Source organism: Kitasatospora sp. NPDC051914, from assembly GCF_040680995.1.
GTDB lineage: Bacteria > Actinomycetota > Actinomycetes > Streptomycetales > Streptomycetaceae > Kitasatospora.
In genome coordinates, this window is the sequence record NZ_JBFAXX010000024.1 from 1 (window position 1) to 12,282 (window position 12,282).

6 protein-coding genes and 1 pseudogene are annotated in these 12,282 nt (G+C 73.7%); 4 read left to right on the forward strand and 3 right to left on the reverse strand.

Annotation, left to right across the window (positions count from 1 at the left end):
• The first annotated feature begins 180 nt into the window (after positions 1–180).
• Positions 181–1,653 (forward strand): M1 family metallopeptidase, encoded by a 1,473-nt coding sequence (locus AB0M03_RS17470; protein WP_363492511.1) that lies wholly within the window; start codon positions 181–183, stop codon positions 1,651–1,653.
• 106 nt (positions 1,654–1,759) lie between these two features.
• On the opposite strand, the gene AB0M03_RS17475 is transcribed toward AB0M03_RS17470, so the two are convergent.
• Positions 1,760–3,349: a phospholipase D-like domain-containing protein gene (locus AB0M03_RS17475; protein ID WP_363492410.1), complete on the reverse strand. Its 1,590-nt coding sequence runs from the start codon at positions 3,347–3,349 to the stop codon at positions 1,760–1,762.
• 174 nt (positions 3,350–3,523) lie between these two features.
• Positions 3,524–6,625 (reverse strand): EAL domain-containing protein, encoded by a 3,102-nt coding sequence (locus AB0M03_RS17480; protein ID WP_363492411.1) that lies wholly within the window; start codon positions 6,623–6,625, stop codon positions 3,524–3,526.
• A gap of 209 nt (positions 6,626–6,834) precedes the next feature.
• Between AB0M03_RS17480 and AB0M03_RS17485 the strand changes: the two are divergent.
• From AB0M03_RS17485 to AB0M03_RS17495, 3 genes and pseudogenes are all read left to right on the forward strand, one after another.
• Positions 6,835–6,987, forward strand: a pseudogene (locus AB0M03_RS17485) (MbtH family NRPS accessory protein); the annotation flags it as partial.
• Between the two features lie 63 nt (positions 6,988–7,050).
• Positions 7,051–10,041, forward strand: a complete 2,991-nt coding sequence (locus AB0M03_RS17490) for an amino acid adenylation domain-containing protein (RefSeq protein ID WP_363492512.1) — start codon at positions 7,051–7,053, stop codon at positions 10,039–10,041.
• Positions 10,038–10,808 (forward strand): leucyl/phenylalanyl-tRNA--protein transferase, encoded by a 771-nt coding sequence (locus AB0M03_RS17495; protein ID WP_363492412.1) that lies wholly within the window; start codon positions 10,038–10,040, stop codon positions 10,806–10,808. Before AB0M03_RS17490 ends, AB0M03_RS17495 begins: the two co-directional genes overlap by 4 nt.
• Positions 10,809–10,891: 83 nt before the next feature.
• Here AB0M03_RS17495 and AB0M03_RS17500 read toward each other — a convergent pair whose 3' ends face one another.
• Positions 10,892–12,235, reverse strand: coding sequence for an MFS transporter (locus tag AB0M03_RS17500; RefSeq protein ID WP_363492413.1), 1,344 nt, complete (start codon positions 12,233–12,235; stop codon positions 10,892–10,894).
• Positions 12,236–12,282: the final 47 nt, after the last annotated feature.

The window sequence follows — 12,282 nt, forward strand, 5'->3', positions numbered from 1 at the left end:
GGGCGGGGGTAACCGTGCGGTTCCCCGCGCCCCTCCTGCGTTGCCTCCGGGTGGCCGAAGGTGTCCTTGCATGAACACTTCATAAAGGTGAGACTGAGGCGCGCCTGACGGAGGGTCGACCCGATCTACCGTCAATCGTCCGCACCCCGACCGCACTGGAGGACCCCTGTGCGCACGAGGATGATCGTCTCCCTGGCGGCCGCCGCCGCCCTCTTACTGGCCGACCCGGCCTCGGCCGCCGCGGCCACCGCCGGCTCCCCCGGCATCGGCGACGCCTACTACCCCACCTACGGCAACGGCGGATACGACGTCTCGCACTACGACATCAGGCTGAAGTACCAGCCGGCCACCGACCGGCTGGAGGGCACCACCACCATCCTGGCCACCGCCACCCAGAACCTCTCCCGGTTCGACCTGGACTTCGCACTGGACGTCAGCGAGGTGCTGGTGGACGGCCGTCCGGCGAAGTTCGCCGCCACCGGCGAGCAGGAGCTGGAGGTCACCCCGGCCGCGCCGCTCGCCAAGGGGCAGCGCACCACGGTGGTGGTCCGCTACGCGGGCACGCCGTCCGCGGTCTCCCGCTACGGCTTCACCGCGTGGCTGCGCACCCCCGACGGCGGGGTGGCGGCGGGCGAGCCGGAGGCGGCCTGGTGGTGGTTCCCGAGCAACGACCACCCGTCCGACAAGGCCACCTTCGACGTGTCGGTGCTCGTCCCGGACGGCACCCAGGCCATCAGCAACGGCGACCTGGTCTCGCAGAGCTCGCGGATCGGCTGGACCCGGTACAACTGGCGGCAGAACAAGCCGCAGGCCACCTACCTGGCGACGCTCGCGGTCGGACGCTTCGACATCACCCGCTCCACCAGCCCGGGCGGCATCCCGGTGCTGAACGCCTACAGCCGCGACCTCGGCGACAACGACGGCGCCGCCCGGGCGAGCGTGGAGCGCACCGGCGAACTCGCCGACTGGCTGTCCGGCTACCTGGGCCCGTACGCCTTCGGCTCGGTCGGCGGCTACGTGCCCAACGTGAAGACCGGCTACGCCCTGGAGAACCAGACCCGGGTGTTCTACAGCCCGCGGCAGTTCTCCCGCGGCTCCAACACCTCGGTGGTGGTGCACGAGCTGGCCCACCAGTGGTTCGGCGACACGGTCTCCGTCCGGCGGTGGAGCGAGATCTGGCTGAACGAGGGCTTCGCCACGTACGCGCAGTGGCTGTGGTCGGAGCACGAGAACGAGGGCACCGCGCAGGAGCTCGCGGACTGGGTGTACTCCTCGCACCCGGCGGACGACCCGTTCTGGACGGTGAAGCCCGGCGACCCCGGCGCGGACCACCAGTTCGACGGCGCGGTGTACGACCGCGGGGCGCTGGCCCTGCAGGCGCTGCGCAACGAGGTCGGCGACGAGGCGTTCTTCCGCATCCTGAAGGGCTGGCCGGCCGAGCACCGGTACGGCGACGCGACGATCGCGGAGTTCCGGCAGTACGCCGAGCGGATCTCCGGCAAGCCGCTGGGCGAGCTGCTGCAGACCTGGCTGTACACGGCGTCCAAGCCGGCCCGCGGTGCCGTCCCGCCGGGCGCGCAGGCGGCCCGGCCGTCGGCCGCCCCGCAGCAGCCGCGCTCCTGGGCGAAGATCCACACAGCCCAGGAGCACTGACCCGGAAGCACTGGCCGGAAAATCACCGACCCGTGAGCACCGCCCGGGAGGACTGCCACGGGCCGCGCCCGCCCCTCCGTCCACGAGAGGGGCGGGCGCGGCGGTCTCAGGCGGTGCAGATGCCCCGCTGGTGGTCGACCGTCGCGGTGGCCTGCGAGTACTGCCACTGCGGCGCGAGCACCTCGGCGTCGAGCCGTCCGGCGGCGGCGCGGTCCTCGACGATGTAGCCGAAGTCCTGCAGCCAGGCCGGGTAGAGGTTCTTCGAGCCGGTGTAGAAGGCCTGGCCGTCCACCGACACCACCTTGTGGTGCAGCGCGTACGGGTGGCCGTCGGCCCAGGTGGCGGTGGGTGCGGCGCGGAAGGAGGCGAGCTGCAGGTTGCCGCAGAGCGCGGCCCGGCCCTTGGCCTGGTCGCCGGTCAGCTTCACCAGACGGTCCTTCAGCACGTCGCCGATCTCGGCGAGCGACCTGATCTGCGAGTAGCCGCCGCTGCCGACCGCGCCGCGGTTGGCCGGGTCGCTGACCACGATCCGCACCTTGACGCCCGCGGCCAGCTTGGCGGCCAGCACGTCGTACAGCCGCTGGTCGTAGCGGGGCAGCGGCGGGCAGGTGGCGTTGAGGTCCTGCTGGGAGATCTCGATGCGCTCGGTGGCGCTCGCGACGAGGGCGCGCAGCGCGTTCTCCTCGGGGTTGACCGTCTCGTAGTCGCGGTCGTTGTTGGTGCGGTCGGCCACGCCGATGCCGCAGCGGGTGGCGGCCGCCCCGGGCAGTTGCGGACGGTAGCCGGAGGCGGGGTCGGCGGTGCGGACGCCGATGCCGAGGCCGCCGACGGCGATCACCGGGACACCGCCGGCCGCGGGGGCCGCAGGGGTGTCGAGGGTGCGCAGGCAGCCGGCGCCGGCGGAGGCGGCGAACCAGACGTTCTGGCTGAAGGTGCCGGTGTTGTCGCAGGTCCAGGACCACAGGGTGTCGAGGTAGCGGGCGGCGGAGCCGGCCGCGGGGCCGGTGATCTCGACGTCGGCGTCGGTGACCGGGTGGGCGGTGTCGAGGTAGTCGTCCTTCCACCCGTTGATGCCGCCGACGATCGCGGTGGCGCCGTCCACGACCAGGATCTTGGAGTGGTTCCAGGACAGGCCGGTGCGGGAGGTGGTGGCGGAGGCCACGGTGAGGGTGACGTTCGCGGCGGCCGGGCCGAGGCGGGCGAGCAGCTCGTCGCGGTAGGCGGCGGGCTTCACGTTGAGGTGGTAGACGGGCGCGGCGCCGACCAGGATGCGCACGGTGATGCGGTTGCCGCCGGCGGTGGCCTGCTGGAGGCCGGCGACCAGGGCGTCCTCGAAGCCGCCGTTGGGGAAGGGCGCGAGCGAGGAGACGTCGACGGTGCGGGTGGCGGCGGCGACGGCGGCGGTGGTGCGGGCGAGCAGTTCGTCGCTGCCGGTGCGGGTGCGGCAGGCCGGGTCGCCCCAGCAGCCGGGCGTCTGCAGGACGCCGTCGAAGCGGTTGCCGTCGGTGCGCTGCCAGACCGGGCCCTCCAGGCCCGGCGACACCTCCCGCAGGGTGCGCTCCACGGCGTCGAGGTGCGGGGTGGCGGGCTGCGCGGCGTAGGCCGGTGCGGCGGCGGGGAGCACGCCGAGGACGGCGGCGAGGACGAGCAGGGGGCGGGTGACGCGGCCGGTGCGGCGCGGTCGACGGTCGAGCACGGAGAGGGTCCTTTGGCAGATCACCAACAATCTACCTGATGGTAACTTGACGGCCCGCCAGATGATCAAATCGGAGGGCGGGCCTCCGGGTGCCTGCACCCGGAGGCAGCCGGAGACCGCCCCCGGCCGTCCCGGGCGCACCCGGCCGCCTCGGGCCCGCCCGGCGTGCACGCCTCAGGCGCGCCCGATGTTCAGCCCGGCCGGGCGGGCGTCCTCCTGCACCAGACTGCCCGCCTGGTCCGAGGTCAGCGGCCGGGCGAACAGGTAGCCCTGTCCGAGCGGGCAGCCCATCGCGGCCAGGAGCTCCCGCTGCACCGTGTTCTCGATGCCCTCGGCGATGACCTGCACGCCCAGCGTGTCGGCGATCCGCGCGATGCCCTCGACCAGCGCGTACTGCTGCTGGGAGTGGCCGAGCCCGTCGATGAACGACTTGTCGATCTTCAGGATGGAGATCGGGAACTCGCGCAGGTAGCTCAGCGAGGAGTAGCCGGTGCCGAAGTCGTCGATGGCGATCTGCACGCCGAGGTCGCCGAGCAGCTGCATGTCGGTGCGCAACCGCTCGTCGCGCCGCATCAGCACCGTCTCGGTGAGCTCCAGCACCAGCGTGTGCGGCTCGATGCCGCTCTGGTCGATGGCCCGGCGCACGGTGTCGACGAAGCCCGCGTCGCGGAACTGCCGGCCCGAGACGTTGACGCTCACCCGCAGCGGGCCGCGCCCGTCGGCCGCCCGCTCGGCCCGGGTCAGCCGCTGCCAGCGGGCCGCCTCGGCGACCGCCCGCTCCAGCACCCAGGCGCCCAGCGGCACGATCTGGCCGCTCTCCTCGGCGAGCGAGATGAACTCCTCCGGCAGGACCATGCCGCGCCGCTCGTGCGGCCAGCGCACCAGCGCCTCGAAGCCGACCAGGCTCCCGTCGCCGAGGTCGACGATCGGCTGGTAGTACAGCGCGAAGGCGGACTCGGCGATCGCCTCGTCCAGGCTCTCGTTGAGCTCGTGCCGCTCGACCAGGCCGGCCTGCAGCGCGGGCCGGTAGTGGCACCACTGCCGCTTGCCGGCCGCCTTCGCCGAGTACAGCGCCAGGTCGGCGTGGGTGAGCAGCTCGGCGCCGTCGTCGCTGTCCTCGGTGGTGGCGACGCCGACGCTGGCGGCGACCCGCACGGTGCCGGAGCTCAGCCTGAACGGCTCCTCGAAGACCGCGAGCACCCCGGCGGCGGTGGCGCCGACGTCGGCGGGCGACAGGGCGTCCTCGACCAGCACGGCGAACTCGTCGCCGCCGAGCCGGGCCGCGGTGTCGGAGGTGCGCAGCGCGGTGGAGATCCGCAGCGAGACGGCGACCAGGAGTTCGTCGCCGACGGCGTGGCCCTGGGTGTCGTTGACGACCTTGAAGTCGTCGAGGTCGATGAAGAGCACGCCGGTGACGGTGCCGCGGCGGCCGCTGCGGGAGAGGGCGTGGCCGACGCGGTCCTGGAAGAGGACGCGGTTGGCCAGGCCGGTGAGCGAGTCGTGGAAGGCGCGGTGGGTGAGTTCGCGTTCCATCTGCCGCTGGTCGGTGACGTCGCGCAGGGTGAGCACCAGGCCGCCGACGGTGGGGTCGTCGCGCAGGTCGTTCCAGCGGACCTCGGCCTCGATGACGCTGCGGTCGTTGCGCAGCAGCCGCCAGTGTTCGCGCTGCTCGGCCTGTTCGCGGGTGCGCATGCGCAGCAGGGCCTGGTTGACGGCGCGGCTGTCCTCCGGCGGCACGAGGTCGGTGAGGGCCTGGCCGTCGAGCGAGGGGTGGCCGAGGACGCGGTCCGCCGAGGAGCTGGCGTACCGGATGGTGTCGTCGGCGCGCAGGATGAGGATCACGTCGGAGGCGCTCTGCACCAGCGTGCGGAAGTAGAGCTCGCTGTTGCGGCGGTTGATCTCCTCGTTGAGCATGACCCGTTCGACCGCGAGTGCGGCCTGCCCGGCGAGGATGTCGAGGGTGCCCCATAAAGCCGTGAGCCGGTGTTCGGTGCCGCCGACGACGAGGGCGCCGATCAGCGGGTCGCCCGAGGGGCGCTTCTCCAGGACGAGGGGGCAGATGAGGGCGCTGGGGGCTCCTTCGAGGCGGGCGGCGAGGGCGTGGTCGAGGGTGCCGACGGGGACGAGGCGGCTGTGCCGGGCGGGGTCCGCCCCGGGCGGGCCGTCGCCGTTGGTCTGCAGGGCGCCCTCCTCTCCGACGGAGAGCAGGGCGACGTGGGCGGGCTCGGTGGGGACGAGGGAGGAGGCGGCGGTGCGGACGGCGTCGGCGACCTGCTCGACGGTGACGGCGCCGGCGAGGGAGGCGCCGGCCATCCGCAGGACGCGTTCGCGTTCGACGGCGTGCCGGTGGGCGAGGACGACGCCGGCGAGCCGGGAGAGGACGAGCAGGAAGAGGACGGCGGAGAAGCCGCCGATGACGGCGGCGTTGCCGGCGTTGCCCTGGGTGACCTCCAGGACGAGCATGGTGGGCGCGATCAGCGAGGCGATGGTCAGCAGGGCGATCCGGCCGCGGCTGATGTCCGGGGGCTGGGTGGGGATGGGCCGGGTCAGTTCGACCATGGAGGGGTGCAGTGCGGCCACGCCCCACGCGGTGTAGAGGAGTGCCCAGCCGAGGTCGACGGGGGTGCCGATGCGCCACACGCCGTGGAGCTGGATGAGGCCGTAGAGGACGTCGGAGACGAGCAGGCCGACGGTGCCGAGGGTGAGCAGGACGACGGCGGGGCTCTTGCCGCCGCGCGGGACCAGCAGCCGCATCAGCATGGCGAGCACGAGGATGTCGCCGAGCGGGTAGGCGATGGAGATGACCTTCTGGAACCCGGTGAGTTGGGGGTTCTGCGCGTACGGGACGATCAGGTACATCCAGCTGAGCAGCGCGAGGCCGACGGTGAGGGTCAGCGCGTCGATGAGGCTGCCGCGGTCCTGGTGGGCGGTGCGCCAGCGGATGAATCCCCAGACGCCGGCGGCGTAGAGCACGAACTCGGCGAGGTAGAAGGCGTCCGCGAGCGAGGGGAAGGTGAGCTGGTGCAGGTACTCGGTCTGGATGACCTGGACGACCTCGCCCGCGGTGAAGCTCAGGTTGGCGACTGCGAGGAGGTACCAGGAAGCGGCATGGGCGGGCCTGTTGAGGCGGACACCGATGACGATCGCAGCGAAGCTGCTGAGCCCGATGCCCGTCCACCAGATGATGCGATCGGTGGGAAAACGGTAGTAGATCACCGTCAGCAGGGCCGTCAGACCGATATAACAGATCGTCAGCCGCTGTCGTCGACGTGTCAACCCAGCTACCTCCTTCGGAGGTGATGAGCTGATCCGCTCAGGAATTGGGGCGCTCCCAATCATACATAGCGCGCCCGGGGTGCCTATAGTCGAGATTATCGGGGGCGGTCCGTGGCGGGCGGCGGAGGCCGCGGCCGTGCTGGGCCGGTGTCCACGCACTCCCCGATATTTCCCGGTAATCCATCCGCCGTCTGTCGAGGTCGTTGCCGGTGGATCAGTCGAATCACGTCCAACCCCCCCAATTCGGGCCACATCTCGTTCTGTCGAACGAAGATGGGCAGTATGCAATTTGGACGAACGAACTCCCGGTGCCCGAGGGATGGCGGAGCGTATTCGGACCGGCCGGCCGCGAGGAATGCCGACGCGAGGTCGAAAGCCGCTGGCGCGATCTGAGGCCCACCGGCTCGGGCGCCCCGGGCCGTACGGTGCACGGGCTGTTCCGCGCGCAGGCCGCGACCCGCCCCGGCGCGCTCGCCGTGCTGTGCGACGACGGCCCGCTGACCTACGGGGAACTGGACGGGCGCAGCGACCGGCTGGCCGAGGAGTTGCGGGCGCTGGGCGTGGGGCCGGACGTGGTGGTGCCGGTGTGCCTGGAGCGCAGCGGCGACATGGTGGTGGCGATGCTGGCCGCGCTGAAGGCGGGTGGTGCGTTCCTGCCGCTGGATCCGGCGCATCCGGACCTGCGGTTGGCGAAGCTGGCCACGGACTCCGGCGGCGGGCCGGTGGTGACGTCGCGTGACCATGCCGGGCTGTTCCCGGCCGCGGTGCTGGTGGAGGCGTACCGGACGGCGGGGCCTGCGCCGGTGGTGCCGCCGACGGACCTGTCGGACCCGGACGACCTGGCGTACCTGATCTACACCTCGGGTACGACGGGTGAGCCGAAGGGTGTGCCGGTGAGTCACCGGACGATGGTGTTCACGCTGTCGCGGGTGGCGGAAGCGTACGGACTGTCACCGGCGGACCGGGTGCTGCAGCTGGGTGCGCTGGGTTTCGACACCTCGCTGGAGCAGATATTCACGCCGCTGCTGAACGGGGCGGCGCTGGTGCTGGGCGGCCGGCATCCGTGGGCGCCGATCGAGTTGGCCCACCGGCTGCCCGAACTGGGCATCACGGTGGCGGATCTGACGCCGACGTACTGGCACCGGCTGCTGGCGGTGCTGCCGGCGCAGGGGCCGGCGGCGTCCTCGCTGCGGTTGCTGGTGGTGGGCGGTGACACGGTACCGGCGGAGGACTGCCGGGAGACGCTGCGGCGGCTGCCGGGCACGCGGCTGCTGAATGCGTACGGGCTGACGGAGACCGGGATCACCTCGACGCTGTGCGAGATAGGCCCGGAGCTGCTGGCGCAGCCGGCGCACGCGCCGGTGCCGGTGGGACGGCCGCTGCTGGGCACGTTCGTGCACGTGCTGGACGCGGGTCTGCGGCCGGTGCCGCCGGGTGAGAAGGGCGAAGTGTACATCGGCGGCCCGGGGTTGGCCCGCGGTTACTGGAAGCGCCCGGACCTGACGGCGGAAAGGTTTCTGCCCGAGCCGTACGCGGGCACGCCGGGCGGGCGGATGTACCGCACCGGCGACACCGGCCGGTGGCGGCCGGACGGCAACCTGGAGCTGATCGGCCGGGCCGACGACCAGGTGAAGATCCGCGGTTACCGGGTGGACCCCGGCGAGGTCGAGGCGGTCCTCGGCGAACACCCCTCGGTGGGCGAGGTCCGGGTGGTGGCGGGCGAGGCGGCCGGCGGCGGGCGGGCGCTCACCGCCTACTACACGGCCCGCGGCGGGCGGCCGGAGGACCTGCGGCAGTACATGGCCGCGCGGCTGCCCGACCACCTGGTGCCCAGTGCCTTCGTGCCGGTGGAGCACATGCCGGTCACCCCGAGCGGGAAGATCGACCGGGTCGGGCTGGCCCGCGGCGCCCGGGACCCGGGGCACGCCGTCGTCGGCGTGCCCGGCACCGGCGTGCAGGCGGGCCTGGCCTACCTGTGGGCGCAGATCCTGGGCGTGGAGCACGTCGGCACCGACGACGACTTCTTCGAGCTCGGCGGCAACTCGCTGCTGGCGATGGAGATGCTGGCCCGTGCCCGGATCATGTTCGGGATCGGCGTGGACCGCATCCGCACGCTGACCCGGGCGCTGCTGAAGAACCCCACCCTCGGCGCGTTCACCACCGTGACCCGGGACGCCCGCGGGGTGCTGCCCGCCGAGCACGGGCAGCGGATCGACTTCACCGCCGAGGCCGAGCTGGGCGTGCCGGTGCACCGTGCCCCGGACCGCGCCGCGCCGCGCTGGCACCAGCCGTCCGACATCCTGCTGACCGGCGCCACCGGGTTCTGTGGCACCCACCTGCTGCGCGCGCTGCTGGAGACCACCGACGCCCGGGTGCACTGCCTGGTCCGGGCGCCCGACCCGGACCACGGCCTGGAGCGGCTGCGCGCCGCCCACCAGCGGTACCTGCTGCGCGACCTGCACTCGGACCGGGTGGTGCCGGTGGTCGGCGACCTGTCCGAGCCGCTGCTCGGCCTCGGTCGGCGCCGCTTCGAGGAGCTGGCCGGCACCGTCGACCTGATCCACCACCTCGGCGGGCAGGTCAACTTCCTGTACCCGTACCACCAGCTGCGGGCGGCGAACGTGGCCGGCACCCGCGAGGTGATCCGGCTGGCGGGCCACTCGCGGGCGATCCCGGTGCACTACCTGTCGAGCATGGCCGTGCTCGCCGGGTACGGCCCGGCGGGCGTCCGGCAGATCACCGAGGAGAGCCCGCTCGCGCACGCCGACCGGCTCTCGGTCGGCTACGTGGAGAGCAAGTGGGTCGCCGAGGCGCTGCTGCACCACGCGGCCGGCGCCGGGCTGCCGGTCACCGTGCACCGGGTCAACGACGTCACCGGCGACCTGCGGCACGGGGTGATCAACCCCGGCACCGAGCTGTCCGCGATCATCCGCTACCTGTGGGACAGCGGCACCAGCCCGGACGTCGACCTGCCGCTGGACTTCGTGCCCGCCGACGTCTTCACCCGTGCGCTCGCCCTCATCTCCACCACGGAGCCCGCCGAGGGCCGGGTGCTGCACCTGACCAACCCCGCTCCGGCCGCCCTCGGCGACCTCACCGAACGCATTCGCGCCCGCGGCCGCCCGGTCGAGCACCTGCCGTACCGCGAGTGGGTGCACCGGCTGATCGCCTTCGCCACCGCGAACCCGGCACACCCGATCACCCCGTTCGTGCCGCTGTTCGTGGACCGCGCCGAGGGAAGCGAGCTGACCATCAGCGAGATGTACTTCCGGCCGACGTTCCCGGAGTTCACCCGGGCCGGCGCCGACCGGGCGCTGGAGCGGGCCGGCGTCGAACTGCCGGCCGTCGACGCCGAACTGCTCGACTTCTACCTCGACCGGCTCGAGGCCAGCGGCCAGTTGGAGCACGTCGGGTGAGCGGTACCGCACAGTGGTGGGCCGCGGTCGTCCTCGACCGCGCCCCCTCCGACGCACCCGCCGCGTTCTGCGCCGACCTCGGCCCGGACGCACTGCTCGCCGGCTACCGGGCCGGCGCCTTCCCGATGCCCGCCCCGGACGAGTACGCGCTGTGGATGAACGAGGCCCGCTACGAGGAGCAGGTCGCCGAGGGCATCATCGCCGCACCCCCCGGGGCGGGCGAGGACGCCTTTGGCGTCGCCTGGTGGTGCCCCGACCCGCGGCCGGTCATCCCCGTCACCGGCGCCCGGCTCGGCAGCCGGCTGGCCCGCCGGCTGCGCAACAGCGACCTGTGGACGACCACCGCGGACAAGGCGTTCGGCGAGGTCGTCGAGCGCTGCGCCGCCGGCCGCACCCCGGCCTGGCTGACGGCCGACCTGCGGGCCGCACTCGAGGCCCTGCACGCCCGGGGGCGGGCGCACAGCGTCGAGGTGTGGGAGGAGGGCGAGCTGGTCGGCGGCGCGTTCGGGGTCCGGGTCGGGCCGGTGATCAGCCTGGACTCCATGTTCGGCATTCGGCCGGACGCCGCCAGGGTCGCCGTGGCCGACCTCGCCCAGCGCCTGTCCGAGGCCGGCGGGCTGCTGCTGGACGTCCAGTGGGACAGCCCGCACGTGCGGAGCCTGGGTGCGGTGCCCAGGCCGCGCGCCGAGTACCTGGCGCTGCTCCGCGGCGGCCCGTCCGCCGGCCCCCCGCCGGGCGAGGAACGGCCGGCGTCCCGGCTGGGCTGACGTTGCCCTCGGAGGGCACTCGGGCGGCCGATTCACTCGGGGCGGTCGATCCGCTCGGCGGTCGATTCGCTCGGGCGGTCGATTCAGGGGCGCGGGGAACTGCGCAATCCGGATGCGGGTGCCGCGACGGTGCGGGTCGAGCCGTGATCTGCACGGTGGCCCGCACCCGGATCGCGCGGTTCCCCCTCGGCCTTCGGCCGGGAGGTACGCCCCGTGGGTGCGGGCCCGGCCGGGGTGTCCTCGGCCTCGGTGTCGTCCACGGCGGGGGTCGGTCCGGTGGGGACGACGGCGGCCGCCACCAGCGGGAAGGCGGCGGCCAGGGCGAAGGCGGGGACGAAGCCGCGGGCGGCGATCAGGGCGCCGGTCAGCGGCGGCACCAGGACGATCGCGCTGTGCTGGGCCAGGCCGTGGACGCCCAGCGCCCGGCCCGCCCAGGCCGTCCCGGCGTGCTCGGCGACGGCGGTGTTGTGCAGCCCGTTGGTGGAGACGGTCAGGCCGGTGGCCAGCAGCAGCGCCGCCGTACCCAGCGGGGAGTCCGCCGCGGCCCCGACGGCGAGCAGCAGCACGTCCGCTGCGGTGGCCAGCGCGAGCAGCCGCATCGGCCGGACGCGGCTGCCCACCCGGTCCGACCACCAGCCGGCCGCCAGGCGGACGCCCGCACCCGCCAGGTTGGCGGCCGCGAGCACCGTGCCGGCCGTGGCGGCCGACCAGCCGCGGGCAACGGTGAGGAAGACCAGGGCGAAGCCCGCCACCACGAACTGCGGGACGCACAGCAGCGCCGCCGCACCGTGCAGCCGCCACAGCCGGGCGCCGCGGTACGGGCCCGGCCAGCTGGCCGGTCCGGCGGACGGCGGGCGCGGCGGATCGGCGGCCAGCAGCAGGACGGCGGCACCCGCCACCGCGCACATGACCGCGCAGCAGCCGAGCGCGGCGGGCAGCCCGGCGTGCTCGGCGAGCGGCGGGAGGACGGCGGCGGCCAGGCCCACGCCCAGCGGCTGCGATGCCTGCCGGACGCCCATCGCCACGCCCCGCCGCTGCGGCGGGAACCAGCCGATCACCAGACGGCCGGAGGCCGCGTTCACCGAGGCCCCGAACGCCCCGGCCAGCACCAGCAGCACGGCCAGCGCGGGCACCCCGGGGACGGCGGCCGCGACCGCGAGCACGGCCGCCGCCGGGAGCAGGCCGGCCGCCAGGGCGAACCGCTCGCCGCGGCGGTCCGCGACCGCTCCCCAGCCGACCATGGTCAGGAGGATCCCGGCGATCGGGCCGGAGACCAGGGCGCCCGCCCCGGCGAGCGACAGCCCGAACTCCCGCTGGAAGGCGGGCACCAGCGACGGCATGCCGTAGAGCACCGTGGTCATGGCGGTCTGGCCGCCCGTCCCGATCGCGAGCATCAGCCAACGGCGGTGCGCGGGGTTCCCGGTCATGCCGGGAACCCTACTGACCGGTCACCAGGTGGGACGGAACATTTCGC